The 22,472-nt window shown below is 52.2% G+C and carries 17 protein-coding genes; 8 read left to right on the top strand and 9 right to left on the bottom strand.

Annotation, left to right across the window (positions count from 1 at the left end):
* Nucleotides 1-103: 103 nt before the first annotated feature.
* The 5 genes from ACSYSO_RS03900 to ACSYSO_RS03880 all read right to left on the bottom strand — a co-directional run bounded on the left by ACSYSO_RS03900 (nt 104) and on the right by ACSYSO_RS03880 (nt 4,262).
* Nucleotides 104-1,222, bottom strand: a complete 1,119-nt coding sequence (locus ACSYSO_RS03900; protein ID WP_489760786.1) for a PTS fructose transporter subunit IIC — start codon at nt 1,220-1,222, stop codon at nt 104-106.
* 45 nt (nt 1,223-1,267) lie between these two features.
* Entirely contained in the window at nt 1,268-1,579 is a 312-nt protein-coding gene (locus ACSYSO_RS03895; RefSeq protein WP_489760785.1) for a PTS fructose transporter subunit IIB, read from the bottom strand.
* Nucleotides 1,580-1,696: 117 nt separating this feature from the next.
* Nucleotides 1,697-2,179, bottom strand: coding sequence for a PTS sugar transporter subunit IIA (locus tag ACSYSO_RS03890; RefSeq protein WP_489760784.1), 483 nt, complete (start codon nt 2,177-2,179; stop codon nt 1,697-1,699).
* A complete protein-coding gene (locus ACSYSO_RS03885) occupies nt 2,176-2,613 on the bottom strand; it encodes a hypothetical protein (RefSeq protein WP_489760783.1) in 438 nt (145 codons plus the stop codon). Before ACSYSO_RS03885 ends, ACSYSO_RS03890 begins: the two co-directional genes overlap by 4 nt.
* Nucleotides 2,610-4,262, bottom strand: a complete 1,653-nt coding sequence (locus tag ACSYSO_RS03880) for a BglG family transcription antiterminator (RefSeq protein WP_489760782.1) — start codon at nt 4,260-4,262, stop codon at nt 2,610-2,612. The genes ACSYSO_RS03885 and ACSYSO_RS03880 overlap by 4 nt, the downstream gene beginning before the upstream one ends.
* Nucleotides 4,263-4,694: 432 nt before the next feature.
* Between ACSYSO_RS03880 and ACSYSO_RS03875 the strand changes: the two genes are divergently transcribed.
* From ACSYSO_RS03875 to ACSYSO_RS03840, 8 genes are all read left to right on the top strand, one after another.
* Nucleotides 4,695-6,251, top strand: coding sequence for a DUF2130 domain-containing protein (locus tag ACSYSO_RS03875; protein ID WP_489760781.1), 1,557 nt, complete (start codon nt 4,695-4,697; stop codon nt 6,249-6,251).
* 102 nt (nt 6,252-6,353) lie between these two features.
* Nucleotides 6,354-8,729 carry an AAA family ATPase gene (locus ACSYSO_RS03870; RefSeq protein WP_489760780.1) on the top strand — a complete coding sequence of 792 codons (2,376 nt, stop codon included), beginning with the start codon at nt 6,354-6,356 and terminating at the stop codon, nt 8,727-8,729.
* 66 nt (nt 8,730-8,795) lie between these two features.
* On the top strand, nt 8,796-12,170 hold the full coding sequence (locus ACSYSO_RS03865; RefSeq protein WP_489760779.1) for a helicase-related protein: 3,375 nt from the start codon (nt 8,796-8,798) through the stop codon (nt 12,168-12,170).
* 50 nt (nt 12,171-12,220) lie between these two features.
* On the top strand, nt 12,221-12,886 hold the full coding sequence (locus tag ACSYSO_RS03860; RefSeq protein WP_491701523.1) for a DUF4391 domain-containing protein: 666 nt from the start codon (nt 12,221-12,223) through the stop codon (nt 12,884-12,886).
* Nucleotides 12,883-14,814: a site-specific DNA-methyltransferase gene (locus ACSYSO_RS03855; protein WP_489760777.1), complete on the top strand. Its 1,932-nt coding sequence runs from the start codon at nt 12,883-12,885 to the stop codon at nt 14,812-14,814. The genes ACSYSO_RS03860 and ACSYSO_RS03855 overlap by 4 nt, the downstream gene beginning before the upstream one ends.
* 13 nt (nt 14,815-14,827) lie before the next feature.
* Complete coding sequence (locus tag ACSYSO_RS03850) at nt 14,828-18,040, top strand: restriction endonuclease (RefSeq protein ID WP_489760776.1); 3,213 nt, start codon at nt 14,828-14,830, stop codon at nt 18,038-18,040.
* A gap of 46 nt (nt 18,041-18,086) precedes the next feature.
* Nucleotides 18,087-19,040: a 5'-nucleotidase gene (locus ACSYSO_RS03845; protein ID WP_491701522.1), complete on the top strand. Its 954-nt coding sequence runs from the start codon at nt 18,087-18,089 to the stop codon at nt 19,038-19,040.
* Nucleotides 19,041-19,320: 280 nt separating this feature from the next.
* A complete protein-coding gene (locus ACSYSO_RS03840; RefSeq protein ID WP_491701521.1) occupies nt 19,321-19,677 on the top strand; it encodes a hypothetical protein in 357 nt (118 codons plus the stop codon).
* Nucleotides 19,678-19,755: 78 nt separating this feature from the next.
* Here the strand turns inward: ACSYSO_RS03840 and ACSYSO_RS03835 are convergent, their stop codons facing one another.
* The 4 genes from ACSYSO_RS03835 to ACSYSO_RS03820 form a co-directional block, all read right to left on the bottom strand.
* Nucleotides 19,756-20,031 (bottom strand): hypothetical protein, encoded by a 276-nt coding sequence (locus tag ACSYSO_RS03835; protein WP_491701520.1) that lies wholly within the window; start codon nt 20,029-20,031, stop codon nt 19,756-19,758.
* Nucleotides 20,032-20,033: 2 nt separating this feature from the next.
* Complete coding sequence (locus tag ACSYSO_RS03830; RefSeq protein WP_489798416.1) at nt 20,034-20,303, bottom strand: hypothetical protein; 270 nt, start codon at nt 20,301-20,303, stop codon at nt 20,034-20,036.
* 98 nt (nt 20,304-20,401) lie between these two features.
* Entirely contained in the window at nt 20,402-20,746 is a 345-nt protein-coding gene (locus ACSYSO_RS03825) for a nucleotide pyrophosphohydrolase (protein WP_491701519.1), read from the bottom strand.
* Between the two features lie 122 nt (nt 20,747-20,868).
* On the bottom strand, nt 20,869-22,284 hold the full coding sequence (locus tag ACSYSO_RS03820) for a hypothetical protein (RefSeq protein WP_491701518.1): 1,416 nt from the start codon (nt 22,282-22,284) through the stop codon (nt 20,869-20,871).
* Nucleotides 22,285-22,472 lie beyond the last annotated feature (188 nt).

The following is a 22,472-nucleotide window of genomic DNA, read 5'->3' as shown; positions in this document are numbered from 1 at the left end:
CGTTCGTACGCTCCTGCCGTGCCGTTGCGGCGTTGCGGCAGGAGCATCATGTGGACGGGGATGCCGCCGCGCGAGGATAGGCAATGTGCGGCGGCAAGTGTGGTTACATGACCTGGATGTCGTCCAGATCCAGATCGTCCTCATCCTCGGCGCTGGCGGCCTTGCCTTCCAGCTCCTCGGCGGGGATGTTCTTCTTGATGATGGCGTAGACGATGCCGGTCACCACGATGTTGGCAGCGATGGCCAGCAGGCCGACCCACCACAGCCCGCCCATGGTGGGCAGCATGAGGAAGCCGCCGAAGGGCACGGTCGCACCCTTGCCGCCTGTCAGGGACATGAGGATCGCGCCTTCGACCACGCCACCGCAGGCGGCAGCGATGACGCCACGCACGATGTCGTTCATGACAATCGGGATGGAGCCTTCGACGATGTTGACCACGCCCATCGGCACCGCGGACTTCAGGGTCTCCACCTCTTCGTTGGTGTAGATGCGCTTACGCAGCAGCTTGGCAACGAGGTAGGCGAAGCCGAAACCGATCGGGGTGGCGGTGTTCGTCAGCTGCAGCGCGGTGACGGGGCCGTTGATGCCCTGGGCCTGCAGGGTGAGGGCGAACGCGAAGACGGTCTTGTTGATCGGGCCGCCGAAATCGACGATGCTCAGCCCGCCGATGACGCCGCCGAGCACTAGGTTGGAGGTGCCGTTGAGGCTGGTGAGCAAGTTGGTGAGCCAGTTGGTGAACCACGAGACCGGCGTGCCGATGATATAGACCATGATCAGGCCGCTGACCAGCGAGGCGCAGAACGGGACGATCAACGTGGGCATGAGGCCTTTCGCCCAACTCGGCACCTTGAAATACTTGAGCACGGCGAAGGCGAGCCAGCCGGCGATATAGCCGCCCAAGATGCCGCCGATGAAGCCGGCGCTGATCGAAACGGCTGCCAGACCGGTCACGAAACCGGGAGCGATGCCGGGCTTGCCGGCAATCGAGAAGGCGATGCCGGTGGCAATGATGACCGGCAGCAGACCCAAGGCTTTGCCGCCGAGGGTGGCGAGCGCCTGCCAGAAGTCAAACTTGCCCATGACAAGCGAGTCCTGGCTCTTGCCGCCGAACGCCATGCCTATGGCGATGATGAAGCCGGCTCCGCACACAATCGGGATCATGTACGAGATGGCCGTGAGTAGATGGCCCTTAAAGTTTGCTTGCTTCCAGAAATTCTTCATTGAACTTCTCCTTTCCTTTCGTTATATGTGGTGTTGCCTTACGGTTTATTTCTCGGCGATTTCGTGAAGTTTGGCGATGAGTTTGTTCGGGGATTTGATGGCGGTGTCAGTGGAGACCTTGACCACTTTCTTGCCCTCGAACCTGCCCTCGTCGGCGATTTTGACGTCGACCGCCAAGATCACCACGTCTGCGGCGGCAATGTCTTCGGCGGTCAACGCGTTCTCGATGCCGATGGTGCCTTGGGTTTCGATCTTTATGTTGTCTCCGTTGGCTTTCGCGGCATCCTCGAGCTTTTGCTGCGCCAGATAGGTGTGCGCGATGCCGATGGTGCATGCGGTGATTCCTACGATGTTCATCTGGTTCTCCTTGTGTTTGGTTGGTATCTTGTTGTGTTGAGCTTTCGCCAGGCGCGCCCAAACGTGTTATGTCACTGCGACGCTATGACGCTGAGACCTGTACAGGTCACGCGCACGTCACTGCCCAAGCAGTGCGTGCCTGACGTCGCCCACACTGTCGGCCGCTGTCAGCGCGGCGACCACGTCGGCTTTGGCGAGTCTGCGCGCGAAGAGCGAAAGCAGTCGCAGGTGCCGTTTCGAATCCGCGTCGTCGGAGCCGACGGCGAAGAGCACGACCACTTTGGCACCGGTGTCGTCCAAGGATTCCCATGCCACTTCGTTGCGCAGAACGGCGATGGCGATGCCGTTACGCACGACGGTATCGCTGCGACCGTGCGGAATGGCCACATGGTCGCCGATGCCGGTGGCGCCTTGCCGTTCACGCTCGTGAACAGCTTCGATGAACGCATCGGCATCGCTGATGTACCCGGCGTCAAGAAGACGCTTGGTGAGGTCTTGGAACACCTCATCTTTGCCATACGCCTCCAGACCCGCTACGATCGTTCTCTCATCAAGCACCTCGGCCAGCGCCGACGTGTCAGTTTCGCTCGGTTCGGTCATGATTCCCCTTCCTCCAGTACCAGCGACCGGATTTCTTGTTCTGTTCCGTTGGCCAGATGCGCCAACATGGTCTCGTCAGCCAAAGCGCGATACCAGGCTTTCATCTCCTGCACGTCCTCGGCGTCGGGGCGTTCGGGCAGCAGCGTCACCATCATGCGGTTGAACCCACGGGTTCGCGGCCGCGCTTCACCACCGAAATTGATGTATATCAACGCGCTGTGTTTCACGCACGAACTCTTGGCGTGCGGATTGACCAGACCGGCGGCGAGCATCACGTCTCCCACGGACACGCGCTCGCGCAGTGCGGCGGCGAGCGCGGCCTGGTCGCCCGTCAACCCTTGACGCTGCGCATAGACGGCCACCGTTTCCAACGCATGCGGCATGTCTTGGCACCTTTGCATCTCGGTATCGTTCCAGTTCACGAGTCGCTTCATTGTTCACCCCCTGCGTCCCGGGCCAAGCGCTCGGAACGAATGGCGTCCGCCTGCCGTTCCAGACGCTGCTGGTCTTCGATGGTGAGCATGGCGCTCACCACCAGAACCGGCGCTTTGATGTCGTGCGGCAACGCCACTGTGGAGACCACGAGATCGACCTCTGGGTGTTGCGCCAACACATGGCGCAAATCTTTGGAGGCCACCGTGCTCACGATGTTGAATTCGGAGAACCTGCGCTCGATTTTGCCTTGCAGCAGCTGAGCGGTACCCATGCCGGTGGTGCACACCAGCAGCATATTGACCTTGGGGCGCACCGTGTCGAATGCATTGGCAAAATACACGGCAATGAATCCCACTTCTTCGTCGTCCACTTGAGGCAATCCGAACCGTTCCGCCGTGCGTGCCACCGCCTCTTTCACCGTTTGGAACAGGTCGGGATATTCGAGGATGATCTGACCGAGCAGGTTGTTGTTGACGCGAATCTTGTTCTGCAGCCGGTTGATGAGCGGTTTCATGTGTTTCGCCAGGCTCACGAACAACTCGTCGCCATCGATGTCACGGTATCGCGGTGCGGCAAGCACCTCGGCGATAAGACAGTGCGTCACTTCGCCCACCAGCTGCGGCATCTCCTGTGATTGGGATTGCGGCAGAGCGGTGTCAATGCGCGAGGATGAGAGGTACTGGTAGAGGTAGTACGTTTCGATTTCGGGCAGGGACGTGTCAAGATACGCGTTGACGTTGTGGATGATGGACCGGCATACCGCCAGCCAGCCGGGGTGACGCTCGAGGTCCGCGCGCGCTTCGGCGGGAATGTTCTCCGCGGGCAGCACCCCCACCTCACGGTAACGTTCGATGAGAATGTAGAGGTGCGTGAACAAGTTCACGCTGTATGGATAGGTGATGTTGGCGCCGGTGAGCTGTTCGATGTGCTCGAGCTGGCGCTGTACGAACGCAGCGTCACGGCGCTGCACCAGCTGATCGGTTTTGAGAAACCGTCCGGTTTTCACCACGTCAGAGCTGGAGAGCAGGTCGCAAATGGCCTTGCGAATGCCGGACTCCGGGCCGGCGGCCCACACCATGTCACCGCTGCGCTCCACGGTACAGTCGTAGCCGGCGAGCATGTCGCGCAACTTGCGCACATCCATGGCGATGGCGGAATCACTGATGAAATATCTGCCCCACAAGTCCGTGACCCGGTGATGCTGAGGCGCGGTCATGAGCAATGTTTTCAACACTTCGCTGCGGCGTTCCACGGACGTCAGGCCGCCCATGCGCTCTCTGCCGGCTGTGTCGCCGCTGGAACCGTTGGTGCTGTTGCTGGAGCGGCTGGAACTGTTTCCTCTGTTACTGCTGCCGTTGCCATTACTGTTACCGCTGCCACTGCCATCTCGCCACGATGATGCCACCACGGCGTCAACCGGCAAGGCGAACGGGTCGGCGCTCGGAGCCGCGTAGGAATCGGAAACACGGTATCCCCTGCCCCGGCGGGAAAGAATGGGGGCCGCTCCGGGGTTCGAAGCGTTGATATGCTTAACGGCTCGCTCCACCGTGCGTGCAGAAACATTAAGCGCCTCAGCCAAGTCGGCAGCCGGCACAAAATCACGCCTGTTCGACAGATAATCCATCACGGATTGCTCATGAAACGCCATCGTCAACCTCCTTGTCAATATTCAGAATATGGCGCAGCGGCAGGCGAAACGCCACATTCAGAACACGGTTACGGCGGTTGGCAACCGACATGAAGGGGTGGGGTTGTGGTGCGTTTGGGAAAATTTGCAAAAGCGAATAGTACATACGTCACGTGAGCGAATGCTTGTGCTGATGGACACTAATTACGTGACTTATGATTCGTATTCACACGTCATTGATGCACTTCAATCAAAGTAAATGTTCATACTTACACAATCCCGGCCTTGTATAAATCTCGAAAGCCACAGAATAGACAAAGCTGTCACATACCTCACGCTTACCCATCTTCACTGGGTTCGAATCATATTCATGCAACATAGTATATTATGTACAAAAGCTTGCGTGGGATACCTCAAATATCCGAAGCATGCAATGAAGCATCGGAGGACGCAATGCATGAAATCAAATGCCCGAAGTGCGGAGCGATGTTCACAGTGGACGAAGCGGGCTACGCCGACATCGTCAAGCAGGTGCGCGATAAGGAGTTCGACAAGCAGCTGCACGAGCGGCTGGAAGCGGCGGAAGACGCGAGGCAGAAAGAGCTGGAGCTCGCCAAGGCCGAGGCTGCAGGCGAACTGCAGAAGACGGCCGCCGGCAAGGATGCCGAAATTGCGGAGCTCCGGGCACAGCTGGATACCAAAGCCCAGGAACTCAAGGCACAGCTGGATGGCGAGGAGTCCGCGCGCAAGCTCGCGGTGAACGATGCACTCAAGCCGTTGGAAGAGCAGGTCAGCTCCCTAACGGCGCAGCTTGACCAGGCCGAGCATGAGCGGCAGGCGGCGCTTGACTTGGCGCAAAGCCAGGCCACCGGAAAATTCAACGAGGCAATCGCAAAGAAGGACGCAGAGATCAGCTCGCTTAAGAACGAACTGGACGGCGCGCAGAGCGCCAAACAGCATGAGATAACCGATGCCGTGAGCGCCGTAGAGAAGGAGCGCGACCAGCTCAAGAATGATTTGGAACGAGCGAATAGTGAGAAGGCAGCCGCAGCCAAACTCGCCGAAGCTGAGCGCAAGGCCGCACTACAGGAGGCGGCCGCAAAGAAGGACGGCACGATAGTTGAGCTGCAGCACAGCCTGGACGAAGCGAAACTCAAGAACAGTCTTGAGGCGAAGTCGCTCAAGGAAAAGTACGAGACGCAGATCCAGGATCGGGACGACCAGATAGAGCGGCTGCGCGACATGAAGTCGAAACTGAGCACAAAGGAGATCGGCGAGTCGCTCGAGCAGTATTGCCAGAGCGAATTCAACAAGATCCGCGCCGCCGCCTTCCCCACCGCCTATTTCGAGAAGGATAACGACACGAGCGTCGGCGGCACCAAGGGCGACTTCATCTTCCGGGAAAGCGACGAAGCTGGCACCGAGGTCATCTCAATCATGTTCGAGATGAAGAACCAGAACGACGAGGACACGCTTTCCAAGAAGCACCGCAATGAGGACTTCTTCAAGAAGCTTAACAAGGACCGGCGCGACAAGAGCTGCGAATACGCCGTGCTGGTGACGCTGCTGGAGCCGGAGAGCGAGCTGTACAACGCGGGCATTGTGGACGTCTCGTACAAGTATGAGAAGATGTACGTGGTGCGGCCGCAGTTCTTCATACCGATTATCACATTGCTGCGCAATGCCGCACTCGGGTCGATGCAATACAAGAAGGAGCTGGCCGCCGAGCGGGCGCAAAACGTCGACATCACGAACTTCGAGGAAAAGTTAAGTGAGTTCAAGGATGCGTTTGGACGCAACTACGAGCTTGCAGCACGCCGCTTCGGCACCGCTATCACGGAAATCGACAAGTCCATCGATCACCTCAACAAGATCAAAGATGCCCTCACCGGCTCCCAGCGCAACCTGCGCCTCGCCAATGACAAGGCTCAGGACGTAACCATCCGCAAGCTCACGCGGGGAAACGAAACCATGAAGAGAAAGTTTGAGGAGGCTCAAGACGGAAAATAGCCGATAACTGTTGCAATTTGCCAACAATTGAATCTGAACCACAATCATAAAACAGCAGAACTAAACAGACAGACCGCAGTAAGTACCCAAAGGAGACAGGACATGCTTACAGGCATCCCACAAATTGCAAATATTGGACTGCTTCAAAACGTTAAAACAGATGATGACTCTTTCGGTAAGTTCACGCGCGTCTACGCAGAAAACGGCCATGGCAAAACAACGCTATGCGCAATCTTTCGTAGCTTAAATAATAATGACCCAGATATTCTGAATCGCCGACAGACAGTCGATCAAAAAGGCAAGCCCCTCAAAGTCATCATGAGATTTAATAAAGGCGAAGCAACTTTTGAAAACGGGAAATGGGCAGGCGATGCACACGCCAATGCCTTTGAAATCTACGATTCTTATTTCATTAAAAATAATGTGTACACAGGATCAACTGTCATGTCTTCTCAGCGGCAAAATTTGCTCTCCTTCGCACTAGGAGAACAGTCCGTCAATGAAGCGGAAAAGCAGAACGCTTTAAAGCAACAACGTAAGCAAAAAAATGACGACCTCAAAGAGTGCGAATCACAAATACAGCAAATCTGCGGAAGTGGCTGCTCTATCAATGATTTCGAAAAGCTACAATCCCGCGAACGAGATAAACAATTTGAAGTAGAGCTGTCAACCTTGCAAAGAAAATTGTCAGACTCTCGTAATGCGGCTAAAATCCAGCGGAAGCCAGAAATAGCTACCCTGAAATCACCATTCCCTACCGTAAGCATCTCTAACCTAAAAGAGGTTCTTCACTCATCTATCGAATCATTAAGTGAAGAAGCTACCGCCAAGCTTGATGAACTGACACACGGTAAACCCCACTATGCAGAATGGCTCAAAAACGGTCTCGAGTACATGGACACTTCTCAATGCCCATTCTGCATGCAGGAAACTTCAAACGCAGAAATCATAGAAATCTACCGTGAATATTTCAGCAAAGCGTACAATAATTTGCTAGCACAGATACACAATCTCGTGCGCGATGCAGACGCATTCAGCAATAACTCAATCATAGAACAATTTGTAAGCGAGCTCGATACCATATCGGCAGGAATTGCGAACTGGAACGACTTGACAGAAGTGCAAGAAATACAATTCGACACAGCAAGCATTTTATCAGATATTAGCCTATTAGCAGCACAATTTCACGATGCCCTCCGCTCTAAAAGCTCCAACCCACTTACTCCCATAGAGACTGTTAACAGCAGCGACAAGCAGTATGCAGTAAGCCCCGTGGGCAAACTGGAATTTACGTGGAAAAAAGTATCAAGCCTAATTCAAGACCTCAACGCAAAAATCAAAGATGCGAACACAGCCATCACGCAATACAAAACAACTATTGCAGAGCAAAGCACAGAAAGCATCTCACAGCAAATACAGAAGCTTGAAATCGAAGCTAAGCGCGGCGAACAAACGACGATAAAGTTGTTTAGGAAGCGAGCAGAACTAGCAGCGCAAGAATCTTCATTAGCGCAGGCGCTCAAACAGTCAAATGACGATTATAAGAAACAGATGAACGATATTATATCAAATTATAAAGAGGCGATCAATCGAATCCTAAAAACGTTCGGAGTTTCCTTTCGTATTTCTGACATGCACAGCAATCTTCGAAGCAGCGACCCGCAAGCAGATTACACGATTGAAATGCGCAATTGCCCCGTCAGTCTTCAAGTCGGCAAAGCACCTTCGTTTGAGGAGGCACTCAGTGAAGGCGATAAAAGCACCCTCGCACTCGCGTTCTTTTTGGCAAAAGTGGAAAGCGACCCTAATCTATCGAGCAAAATAATTGTTGTGGATGATCCCATATCCAGCGTGGACCGCGGACGACGCGAAAACACAGAAATGCACCTAGCTCAAATATCGGCATCTGCAAATCAGATGATTCTGCTTAGTCATGATCCTTACTTCCTGGATGAGATGCAAACCTCAATCACAAAACGCTACGGAAATGCTTTCCAAGTTGAAGATTGGAAAACGCTTGAAATAACATCTCAAGAGAAAGATGAGGATGAACACGACACAGGGAGCAGCAATGATTCGTATTCGATAATTGAACCATGCAGCATTCAAGAAATCTGCACTTCAGAGTACTCAAGAATGGTCAAACAACTGGATGCCTACTTGCACCATACTCGTATCGGGCAAAAACGAGTTGATTTTCGTGATATCGCAAGAAATCTACGCATTATCGTTGAGACATATCTAAAAAGAAGGTATCCTCTATTCCTTGAGAACAACTGTGATATGCTTGGCGGCATCCAATCCACTCTTGCAAAGAAGTACCCCTCCTCTGAACCTATTTTGTCCCAGATTCGCGAGGCAAGAATATTTGGAAATTCACAAGAACACGCCGGAAACATCGAGATTGCCTCCCCGATTCTCACAGACGCAAGTGTGAGAGCACAAGCTACAGCCGTATGGGAACTGCTAAGGTCGTAATAATGATTCATGTAAGTAGATTCTGTTTGCCCAAAAGCATTCAGAAATCAAGCTATACTGGTACCTATGCCTTCAGGATTTATTGATAACCGGACCGAGCTGGTCAAGGACGATTTGGTGCGCACCATCAAGAGCGGCGACAAGGTGTCGATTGCCTCGTCGCTGTTCTCGATGTATGCGTACCGCGAGCTTAAGGATCAGCTGGAGCAGCTTGATGAGTTTCGGTTCATCTTCACTTCCAAGACATTTACTAAAGACACTCAGAAGAAGGAACAGCGGGAGTTCTACATTCCGCAGCTCAACCGCGAGCAGGGGCTATACGGCACCGAGCTGGAAATCAAGCTACGAAATGAACTGACACAGAAGGCCATCGCCTCTGAATGTGCCGACTGGATCCGGAGGTCTCACGCTCGATTCATGTCTCCGCAAGACGAGCAGTTCAACTTGCCTTCTTTTCTTAGCATAGAACACGCCAACACTGGCGACGGTCTCACACCAAATCAATCAGTCATTACCAATGCGGTTAACCGGGATGAAAATGACTCAGTTGCACCTGAGCAGACTGTCGGATACATGCCATTCGCAGAGTTCTCCACAGTTCAACTTGGTACCAGCCGCCATACCGCCTCCAACCCAATAGTCGCTAGGCTGGATATATCGCAAACTGAAGGGTTTTTGAATTCCTTCAATCAGGCTTGGGATTCGGGTCAGCTGCACGACGTGACTGACACCGTAATTAGCAACATCGAGCAGATGTACCAAGAGAACGCTCCCGAGCTTATCTACTACATGGCGCTCTACCGCATCTTCAACGATTTCCTTCTGGATACCAGCGAAGATGTACTGGTAAAAGAAGGCACCGGCTTCAAGAACAGCAAAATCTGGAATATGCTCTATGACTTCCAGCAAGACGCTGCAATCGCTATCATCAACAAACTCAATTCGTTCCACGGGTGCATTCTCGCGGACTCTGTAGGGTTGGGCAAAACATTCACGGCCTTGGCTGTTATCAAGTACTTCGAATCTTGCAATCGTAACGTTCTGGTGCTGTGCCCGAAAAAGCTCAGCGACAACTGGATGACATACAAGTCCAACGTCTTGAACAACCCCATCGCCGACGATCGCCTGCGCTATGACGTACTGTTCCACACAGATCTCAGCCGCGAGTACGGCCGCTCTGCCACCGGCATTCGTCTCGACCAAATCAACTGGGGTAACTACGACCTCGTGGTCATCGACGAATCCCATAATTTTCGCAATGGCAGCGACTCCGCAGCCAAGGCCGGCGGTAAGGAGAACCGTTACAACAAACTGCTCAACAAGGTTATCCGCAGCGGCGTTCCTACCAAAGTGTTAATGCTCTCTGCCACCCCGGTCAACAACCGGTTCCGTGATTTGCAAAGCCAACTTGCCCTGGCATACGAAGGCAATAACGATAACTGGCGGGAGAAGTTCGGGCTGCACGCTGACATCGACTCCGTCTTCCACAAAGCTCAGAAAGTCTACTCCGCTTGGATGAAACTTGACGTAGAGGAGAGAACAACCAAGCGCCTCATGGACATGTTGGACTATGACTTCTTCACCATTCTCGATCAAGTCACCGTGGCGCGAAGCCGCAAACATATCCAGAAATATTATGATATGAACGCCATCGGCGCGTTCCCAAAACGGAATGCGCCTATCAACAAGCGGCCGCCGCTTTCCACTGACCCTAACTCTGTGGATTACAACAAAATCTATGCCGAAATCGAGAAGCTTAAACTCGCTCTCTACACACCATCGGAATTTATATTAGACTCGCGAAAACCCAAGTATTTTGATGAGGAAGAGATTCAAGGCCTGGAACTGACAACAACTGGCCGCGAAAACGGCATCCGTAAGCTGATGGCCACCAACCTCCTCAAACGCTTCGAAAGCAGTGTGAACTCATTCCGCATGACACTCTCGCGAATCAGCGAAGCCATGACCGCTACAGTGAGCAAAATCAACGAGTATGAGCAATCAATAGCCCACGGACAAGCAGCTGACGAAACAGTATCGCAGCAGCTCGGCGAAGCCCTTGATCTGGATCAGGACGATGTTGAGATGACCGACGACCTTGACTTCACCACCAGCGGTAAAAGACAGTTTGCCATCGCCGATATGGATTGGAAGTCCTGGCGCGATCTCATCCAGGCTGACATTAAGATAATTGACAACCTTCTCAAGATGATTACCGATATCGACCCGGCCCATGATGCCAAGCTCCAAGAGCTCTTCAGCATCATCAAAGACAAGCAGGTCAACCCCATCAACGCCGGCAACAAGAAGATCCTCATCTTTACCGCATTTGCAGACACTGCCGACTACCTGTACGATAATGTCCGTCAATACGCTCAGAACCTTGGTCTTCAGGCTGCGGAGATAACCGGAACCAGAGCCGGGCAGTGCGCCATCAAGCGAGTCGGCGGCGACATGACGAACATTCTCACCTGCTTCTCCCCCGTCTCCAAGGAACGCAACGTAGTCGCCCCACACTTGGAGGATTGCAACATCGACATTCTCATCGCCACAGACTGCATCTCCGAGGGGCAGAACCTGCAGGACTGCGACATGATGGTCGACTACGACATCCACTGGAACCCTGTTCGTATCATTCAGCGGTTCGGTCGTATCGACCGTATCGGCTCAAAAAATGACCGCATCCAACTGGTCAATTTCTGGCCGAACATCAAGCTTGACAGCTATCTGAAACTCAAGGAGCGCGTAGAAGCCCGCATGCGCATCGCAGTCATGACAAGCACCGGCGATGACGACCTCATCAACAAAGACGAAAATGGCGACCTAGAGTATCGCGCTAAGCAGCTTCAGCAGATGCAGGACGAAGTGCCAGACCTTGAAGACGTGGATGGTGGTATCAGCATCACCGATCTGGGACTCAACGAGTTTCGCATGGACTTGGTTGAGTACCACAAAAACAATCCCAACATCGAACACACACCTACCGGCATCAATGCTGTTGTTCGCGGAGAAGAACCTGGAATCCTGTTCGTGCTCCGCAACATCAACAAAGAACTGAACCAGAAGAAATCGAAAGCGGACAAAAACCGCATCTACCCCTTCTATCTTGTCTATGTAAAAAGCAATGGCGAGATTCTACACACCTACCTTGAACCGAAAGCCTGCTTGGACCTCATGCGTTCGTTGTGCAAGGGGAAAACCGCGCCGGACAACGACCTTTGCAAGATATACAACCGCGAGACAAACAATGGCAAAGACATGCGCAAAGCCTCAAATCTACTCGACATGGCTATAAGCAGCATCATTGAGCAGGACGCTCAGTCGGCGCAAAACAGCTTCTTCTCCAGCGGTACCACAAGCTTCCTGGATGCCGGCGTGCAAGGTCTCGATGATTTCGAACTCATCTGCTTCCTTGTGGTGAAGCCGGAGGACGGCGAATGATGATATATAGCGCAGCTTCATGTGGGTCGGTAACGGCTCTGACTCTTGGCTTGCCAAGTACTACAACCGTGCCGAGCAACAGGGCGAATCTCACGAAGGAAGAGTTCTACAACAACACCCACGTCTCCAAACGTCTACGCAGGCATTTCGTTGACGACATCGACACCATCACCATGCTTGCCGTGATTCAAGAGGCAAAGACCGGAATCGCGAGCGGGAAAACGACACAAGAAATTGAAGTCATCGGCCTGCTTATGAAGACCGACTCTCTGCCGCTTGAAGTCATGGATCATATCGCCAGAACCCGCGACGACGTATCGAATCACACAAGCCATGTATTCTTCGTCTGCGTATTCGGCAACGAATGCACTCTTGCGGTATTTCGGAATGCGAACGTTGCTGAGGGTCTGGCATTCGCAGATTTATACACTGGAACAACCACCCCCGCTGCTGCAATTCGGCTGTCGCTTCAAGGAAACAATCTCGACGTTGCATGGGATTCGCTGTGTTCGCAGGTCATCTTCCACAACGCTCGACCGGAACACGTCGACCGCCGGATTGTGCGTCGCAAGCGGATAATGGAGCTTATAACAGAAAAAGAACGGCTAAGCAAGGCACACGCCAAAACGGATCAGATCGCCAAACGCAATGAGCTTTGGCCCAAGATTCAACAGGTCGAAGCAGAACTCAAGGAACTACAAGGAGCAGAGCAATGAGCGACATCAAGCATATCAGCGCTTCCACACCGAATCTCACCGATGAGAATATTCAGAAGCTCATCGAGCTCTTCCCTGATGTAGCCACCGAAGTTCAGGATCCGAAAACCGGCGAAACCAAACAGACCATCGATTTCGATGCGCTACGCGAAGACTTGGGCGACGTGGTCGAAGGCAAGCGCGAGCGCTATCAGTTCACTTGGCCCGGCAAGCAGGCAGCCAAAGCGGAAGCTCGCACGTCTATTGCCAAAACGCTGCGCCCAGTCAAAGAACGCAGCAAGGATTGGGACACCACCAAGAATCTCTACATCGAAGGCGACAACCTCGATGCCTTGAAGATTCTTCGCGAAACTTATGCCGGCAAAGTCAAACTCATTTACATCGATCCGCCATACAACACTGGCCATGACTTCATATACAACGACCACTTCTCCAAGAGCGCCGATGAAGACCGAGCCGAGAGCGGCGATTATGACGAAGAAGGCAGACAGCTAGTTCCTAACCCAGAGAGCAACGGACGGTTCCACTCTGACTGGTGTTCGATGATTTATCCCCGACTACTGCTCGCAAGAGATTTATTGACTCACGATGGCATCATCGCCGTAAGCATAGATGATAATGAGCTCGATAATCTTAAGAAAATACTTGACCTCACTTTTGGTGAAGATAATTTTGTCGGCCGCATCGCAATCTCAAAAGGCACTACTACCGGGCAAGATGCAAAAGATATTGGGAGCAGCATAGACTACCTCTTGCTATACGCAAACCATAAGACAGCTGTAATCTTGCATGGTCTACCGCTATCAGAGAAAGACATTGCCCGATTCAACATGTCTGACGAACACGGTCGCTATAGTATTTTGCAATTTCGCAAGACAGGTTCGAACGATAGGCGCGAGAATAGGCCGAATCTCTATTATTCCTTAACCGCGCCAGACGGCTCAACTGTTTATCCAATAGGTCCAGGCGGCTATGAAAGTCGCTGGAGGGGGTCACGAGAACAATTCACCAAATGGGACATGGAAGACTACGTTGTATGGAAACAGGACCCGGACGGAAATTACAAACCTTACATAAAATACTATCTGGAAAACCGCACAAAACAAGTATCTAATTATTGGAACGACATCGAGGGGAATAAGAAAGCCAGCAACACTCTGAAAGAATTACTCGGCAAAAGCATATTCGACAATCCCAAGCCTGTCGGGCTCGTGAAGAAAATTCTGCAAATAATCACTTCCGATGATGATTTAGTGCTCGACTTTTTCTCGGGCTCAGCGACAACAGCTCATGCTGTGATAAAAAAGAATGCCGAAGATGGTGGCTCTCGACCATTTATTCTTGTACAGCTTCCCGAGAAGACCAGCGGAGAATATACAAACATTTGTGAAATTGGCGAAGAACGCATTAGACGTGCCGGCGAGAAGATTAAAGCTGAGATTGAAAAGAAGAGTGCACAGCCATCGTTAGACGGCGAACCTCAGCAAGTACCAGATATCGGTTTTCGCGTGCTTCGTGTGGACTCTTCGAATTACGCGGAGCTGCATAAGGAACCGAACCAATACTCGCAGGATACGCTTGACCTAGATGTAGACAACACTAAAGGCGAGCGCTCGTCGCTTGACCTGCTCTTTGAAGCGTTGCCGACCTTCCAGCTCGGTTATGATTCCTCCATCGAAACATTGCAAAGCGAAGAGTTTGCTGGATACACTGTGTACAGCGTAAACGGTGGGCAGCTGCTGGCATGTTTCGACGCGGACATTCCCGAATCGCTCATTCGCGCGATGGCGAATCAAGAGCCTCGTCCTTCGTACGTAGTCGTGGCCGAAAAGAGCCTGCCCAACAGCGCCGCTCGCACGAACTTCGCGGAAATCTTCAAGCAGACCGCCAATGCCATTGACGGTCAGACCAAGATTCGCATCATCTGAAAGACACAGTGCTATGAAATTCCAGTTCTCTCAGTACCAATACCAGACCGACGCTGCCAACGCCGTATGTGATGCATTCGAGGGCCAGCCCAAGCAGGCGCCGGTCAGTTATATCCGAGACGTCGGCACGCAGAAAGCCGATGTTCTTCAAGATGCCGCAAACCGCGGAACTTCCCTCTTTACAGGTTCGGATTTGGATGACGACACCGGATACCACAATGCCGACGTGCAGCTGAATGCCGAACAGCTGTTACAGAACATTCAGGGGATACAACGTCATAGCAACTTGGTCGAATCGCAGCAACTCGGAGAAGAAAAGGCCGACCAGAATCTGGGTGCCGCGACACTCAAGGTCGAGATGGAGACCGGAACAGGCAAGACATTCGTCTACACGAAGACCATGTTCGAACTCAACCGCCGATACGGCTGGACGAAGTTCATCATCGTGGTCCCGTCCATTGCTATCCGCGAAGGCGTGGCCAAATCACTGGACACGACGCAAGATTACTTCTACACGTCCGGGCAAGACGGCACCGAGGGCTACGAGAAGAAACTCAACTGGTTCATCTACGATTCCAACAATCTCAATGAGCTTGACAAATATGCCCAGTCCCAAGATATCTCAGTCATGATTATCAACATGCAAGCGTTCAATACGTCCATGAAGGAAGATGCCCACAACAAGCAATCCCGCATCATCTTCTCCGAGCGCGATGAGTTCGGATCACGCAAGCCTATCGACGTCATCGCCGCAGTACGTCCCATCATCATTCGCGACGAACCTCAAAAACTCAGCGGTAGCGCGACCCTTAAAGGCCTCAAACGGTTCAAGCCTCTGTTCATGCTCGACTACTCCGCAACCCATGACAACCCGCACAATATCATCTATTCTCTCGACTCTCTTGATGCTTATAACCAACACTTGGTCAAACGCATCGAAGTCAAAGGCTTCGAGCTGAACAATATGCGCGGCACCGACGGATACCTCTACCTCCAAGACATCATCGTCAGCAAGAATAGGCCACCGCAAGCCCGTATCGAATACAAGAAGCTTTCCTCTTCAGGCTCTGTAACCACCGGCATCAGCACGTTCGATGAAAACGACAATCTCTACACCGCTTCAGGCGAATTGGAAGCATACCGCGATGGCTGGGTAATCGCCCCGGACGGCATCGTTCCAGATCAGGACGACCAGCTCGGATACGTACGCTTCATGAACGGGGAGACGCTCCAAAAAGGCCAAGTACTCAACGACGGGACGGAGGAAGACCTTCGCCGTATCCAGATACGCGAGACTATTCTCTCCCACCTCAACAAAGAAGAACAGCTGCGGGCACGAGGCATCAAATGCCTGAGCCTCTTCTTCATCGATCATGTCAACAAGTACCGCCAGTACGACGATAATGGCGAAGCAGTCAACGGCGAGTACGCGAACATCTTCGAGGAAGAATATGACAGGTGCGTTTCCAGGTTCCTCGACGGGCGCTTGGACGACGGACATGGATACCATGACTTCCTGCGCCACACTTGGGGCAAAGACGTGCATCAGGGGTACTTCAGCATCGACAAGAAAGGCCACTCCATCGACTCAAAAACTTCGCGGAACTCAGACGAAAGCGACGATACCAGCGCATATGACCTCATCCTCAAGAACAAGGAGCAGCTGCTCAGCCTCAACGAACCAACGCGATTCATCTTCAGCCACTCGGCGCTCCGTGAAGGTTGGGACAACCCCAACGTGTTTCAAATCTGCACCCTCAAGCACTCGGACAACGAAGTCGGCAAACGCCAGGAGGTAGGTCGCGGTCTGCGCCTGTGCGTGAACAAGGACGGCGTGCGCCAAGACGCGACAGTTCTCGGAGACGGATTGGTCCAGCAGGTTAATCTGCTCACCGTCATCGCCTCCGAAAGCTACGAGAAGTTTGCCCAAACTTTGCAGAAAGACATGACTTCTAAACTCCGCGAGCGCCCGGCCGTCATCGATAATGCTCTTCTGACACATGTATGTATCCCGGCCGAAAATCTTGGGCCCGAACATGCTGGAGAACCTGACATCACGTTCAATGAACACGAAGCATCAGATATCATCTATTCGCTGATATTCTGTGGCTTGCTCGGGCGCGACGGTAAGCCAACCGCTAAATACAAAGACGAAGGCTTCACGAAAGAGTCCATTGCTACGCTGCCTGACGAGCTGCAGGAAAAGGCACCTGCCATCAGTCTGGTTATGAACTCCGTATTGGAAGGCATCACGTCGATGTTCATCGGCAATGCTCTGAAAAGCCAAATCGAGCAGAATCCTTTGAACGACAACTGGGAGAAGAAAGAGTTCCAAGACCTGTGGAAGCGAATCAACCACAAATATGCCTATACTGTGGATTTTGACGATGCTGAACTGATTCGTAACGCAGTCCAAGCAATCAACTCAACGCTGACTGTATCCAAACTGTCGTATACCGTAACGAAGGGCACTCAAAGAGAAACAGGCTCTCGCATTGAACTAGCGGCTGGCACACATTTCGAACGAAGCGAGACACGAACTTCTAATCTGGAAGTCGATGCCGCAAACGGCGTCACTTATGACCTGCTCGGCGAAATCTCACAAGCTGCACTCATCACTCGCAAATGCGCAGCGCAGATTCTGAAGTCAATCAACCGCGGCAAGTTCCTCATGTTCCGTGACAATCCTGAACAATTCATCGCGAGAGTCGGTAAGATCATCATCGAGCAGAAGGCAGCGATGGTGGTGGACCACATCAGCTACGACCGCATCGAAGGCGAATACGAATCCGACATCTTCACTCGCAACAGCGGCGTTCACTACGAGACCGACGCCTACCGAGCCGACAAGTGCGTGCAGGACTGGGTCTTCCCTGACGGCAGCGCGCACGAAAGCGTGGAACGCCGTTTCGCAGAGAATCTCGATGCTGCAGAGGAAGTGGCGGTCTACGCCAAGCTCCCGCGCGGCTTCCAGATTCCCACACCAGTCGGCGGCTACGCGCCAGACTGGGCGGTGGCTTTCCGTGAAGGAAACGGCCTCAAGCACCTGTACTTCGTCGCCGAGACCAAAGGCTCGATGGACACTTTCCAGTTACGCGCCATCGAAGACAGCAAGATCAAGTGCGCCGACCAGCTCTTCAACAAGCTCCACCTCGCCGAAGATGTCCACTACGAGAAGGTGGATACCTACGCGCACCTGCTCGATAAGGTGAAGGAGTTGCAATGATAACATACGAATATCAGCTGGTAAATTCACGGAATAAGGAATGGCAATGGAGCAACAGACAGAAGAAAAACTGAAGCAAAAAGACCTGGTCATAGGAATCGCCTCCAGTGCTCTATTCGACCTTTCTGAGAGCGATAAGGTGTATAGAGAGCAAGGCGTTAAAGCTTACGCGGACTACCAAAATGAACACAGTGAAGAGCCCTTATCAGAAGGGCCTGCATTCCCCTTTATCTCGCGCCTGCTGGAATTCAACCAATTCTTCCAAGATAGCGATACTGGTGGCGTGGAGGTTATCGTGATGTCACGAAACAGTCCACAAACAGGGCTTCGTGTAATGAAGAGCATCGAGCATCACAATCTGGGAATTTCACGAGCCATATTCCGAAGTGGAAAGGCTTCCTCGGAGTTTATGAAAGTTCTCAACATGTCATTGTTCCTTTCTGGGAATGCCGATGATGTGGAAGCTGCAATGTCAAATGGAGACACTGCCGGATACGTTCTCCCGAAAGAAAATATCCCTCCTGCCGCTATTCATGATTTATGCGTGGCCTTCGATTTTGATGGCGTGCTTGCAGGCGACTCCGCGGACAGAAAGTTTGCCGAGATGCAGGAATCGAACCCCAATAGCGCACTTGCCGATTATCAACAATCCGAGAAGGAACTAGCCAAACAGCCTATAGAGCTCGGACCACTAGCCCCACTGCTTCGAGGTCTGAACAAGTTACAGAAAGCTGCGCGAAGCAACACCGGGATAGATCTTGACCTGAGAATATCACTAGTCACTGCACGAAATGGCTACGCGAGCGAAAGGGCCGTTCGCACGCTGGAACATTGGGGATTAACGGTAGATGACGCGTTCTTCCTCGGCGGACTCGACAAAACACCGATACTCAATCAGCTGAAGCCAGACATCTTCTTCGATAATGAGATGAAAAATCTCCAAAACGATAAATCACTCGTGCCGCTTGTCTATATACCTTTTGGGAATGGATTAGAATAGACTACACACCTAATCCGGAACCATCTGAAAATAGGCACGCTCTCAGGGTGCGGTGGAATACTTGGACACCTGGCAGGGGCTCTGGTTTATGGCGTATCCGTGGAGTTGCGTGATGCCGGAGTTTAGGAGCTGCACTTAGGTACAGTCTTAGCTGCGTAGCAGCGACTTTCATGCCAAAGAGCACTGGCTGGCTGGTTTGCTACACAGCGAAGACATTTTCGACTACATTCCGCCGCAGAGGACGAATCAAATCTTTACGCCTCGGGCCGTTGTCAATGACATGGTGGACCGGCTGGAACGGGAGAACCCGAGGTGTTTTGACAATCCGGACGCCACTTTTGCTGATCTGTACATGAAATCCGGCATGTATGTTGCTGAAATCGTGCGGCGCCTGTTCCGTAGCCGCCGCATGCGAGCGCTTTACCCGAACGACGCGGCGCGGCTGAACCATATCTTCGCCGAGCAGGTGTACGGCTGCGCGCCCACGGAAATCATCTACCAGATCTGCCGGCGCTATATCCTCGGGTTTAGCAGCGAAATACGCATCGAAACGGACAACATCAAACTCTGCGACACGCTCCAACCCGCGAAAACCGGCAGGCTGGAGCAGGCCCTAATAGAGGTTTTCGAGTTATAGCGAAATTCGACTCAAACGACCCTCAATCACCACGTTGACCTCCCTATGCCCGGGGTTGCTTCACGTATGAGAAATAGGTCACCGTGCGGCTACGGCGTTGGTGAGGGCTTGGCGGGTCCAGTCGCTGACGCTGGTGTGCTCCGCGGCCGCATCCTTCTTGATGAGGTTCCAGAGTGTGTCGCTCACGCGGATGGTTCGCGGTTTGAGCGGCTCCGTTTCGACTTCCCAGGCTCGCCCCTTGAACGGGGTTATGGTGGCACCCGGGAACCCCGCTTCGGCTTCCTGCGCCCATTGGTCAATCATTTCCTCGGTAACGACCGTGCCGTTGTCCGCAATAAATTGCTCCTTGTTCATGTTCATTTCCTTCCTGTTCGTATTTCGCCTGCAAACCCTTGCGTCAGATAATTCGCGTGGATGATGAGCACTGCGTTGTCGTTGCCTCTGATAAACACAAGTTCAATGGCCCGCCCCTGCGCGTCGAAGCCTACGGTCGCCCATCGCTGCGGCTCGCTGGCGCGGTCGCGGTAGCGTATAGTCGCCCCGTTCGAGCCGGTCTCAAATGCCTCTTGCACTTGCCCTGGCGTGAGACCGTGAGCAAGGGCGTGAGCGTGGATGATAATGCGCATACGCTCCAGCATACTACAGCGCATGCGGTGTGTCCAGCCACAATATGTGGCGGACTGTGTTTGGTTATTTGTTGGGCTTGAAAAGATAAGCTAACTGTCTATCGAGCATCCCCGTGCAACTCTCGGTACTGGCCGAAGCTGCCTTTGACGGCCTTTGCTGGGTACTTGACTTTGTTCTTGGCGAGTTTGCTGAGGATTACGTCGTCCAGGTCCCAGCCGTAGGCGTCGGCTAGGTCGATGCAGTAGATGAGGACGTCGGCGAGTTCCTCCTTGACGTGCTCCGTGTCGGGGTCTGCGGCATCCGGGGCCCACTGGAAGCACTCGAGCAGCTCGCCGGACTCGATGCTGATGGAGCGCGCCAAAGCGTCGGGAGTGTTGTACTTACCCCAGCCACGCTCTGCGACGAAATCACGTAGGTCTTGCAAAGTGGATTCGCTAATCATGTTTGTGAATATACGCTTCTACAATGGCATTCATGAGCAGCAACGCGGTCAACCCCATCGTCCTCGATCTTCCGTACGAGGAATACAGCACGGACATATTCGAAGAGGCATTGCAACTGCGACTAACCTATCTGTGTCACTTGGAGAGCAATGTCCCTAGGATTACCAACAGGAACAGCTTGAGCACCTATTGCGCTATATTTATGAACTCTCTTCCCAACTGAATCTGGACGAGTAATTACGATAGGCCCTTTCTGTTGCAGAATTCTATCGGCGCGTTCGACATCAAGCAACTCGTCGCTTTCATAATAACGCTCCTCACTATTCCCGTCATAAATACTGTCCCCAGGAGAGATTGCACTGATATTACCGGGATCGACGTAATCTCCTGGAACTAACTTTGAATCCTGAATCTTAAGGGTTTTAAACCGCGGGTAAGCAGATAATTGAGCATCGTGCGCCATCAACAGTACGCCGGAATAAGAATTCCCACTCAACAACTCCTTCAATGGTAAATTGCTTGCCAGTCTCTTCACACGTTCGTTAACGAAATGTTCAAAACACTTACGCCCACCATATTCACGCGTCTTTGATCGATTAATACCTGTAGCACGCCTCGCTCGTTTACTTAACGAGTCTTTATTGCCCTTAGTTGGATTTAAATCAACTGTGTTAAGCGACGCATTGGTCGGATCTACAGCGGATAGCAAATCCACCGTAACCGAATCTGTTTTCGGAAGAGAATACCCCATCAATGTAATCGATGAGGCATTTCTAATCGCATCATACGCATCCCTCCATAGGGAACGAGTTAGATATGGATGATAGTACTTAGATTTTTCGGAAACCGGAGGAATAAGAAACCTGTCTAGTCCTTGAACCGAATAATCTTCCGTTACACCCAAATTTCTGACAGGAACCCTTCTCAAAGAAGAACCCAATGCATCATCTGCAGCCCAGTACCAGTTTAATGAACCATGCAATTTCAGAATTTGCATAGATTCCAAAAAGGGAGCTTCAGTATCAAAACCAATGGCCGAGCCATCTCTTTCGGCATTCGGCCTAGGAAAAACCAACTGGTCAGCGCACATTGCAGTTACTTGGTTGCTCTCGACAATAAGAGGCCGAACTCTATTAATGGCCTGTTCGAGCAAAATATCATAATTGAACGTTATAACCTTCGCATGCTCCACATTCCACACATCTATAAGTTGACACAACCAAAGAGGAAGCTTAAAGGAATCTCCGTCGCCGATAACCTTATCGAGCTCCTCAGCTATCAAGGACACCAAAAACTCTGCATCCGCTGCACGCTGAAGATTCTCATAACTCTTCATAAACGGCATATCTACCGAAGCTAAAGAAAGCCACGCTTCAAAAGACTGCCCATGCTGATACCCGACTTCTCGACCCGTCTTTTCTCTGAATTTAGCGGCAACTGCCTCACCAAGCTCGTTCATTAAAGGCATAGAATCATTTATTGCCTTTGAAAAACCTGCACCGAGAATGTAGACCGGTGTGTCTTGTAAAGTATCCATAACACTATATTATCGTTATTCGGAATGCCTTAATCCCCAGGTTCAATGAAGATGATATAAATAATATGGAAACCGCAAATGGAGCTCACCTAACATAGCCCTCCAACGCGAAGAGTACAAATACGCTCTAGACTAATCAGGAAAGACACTAACGAGACAGGACGACATCCTCATCAGAAAACCAAGAT

This window comes from Bifidobacterium sp. ESL1130, assembly GCF_058507935.1.
This window is presented reverse-complemented; position numbering and strand designations above follow the sequence as displayed.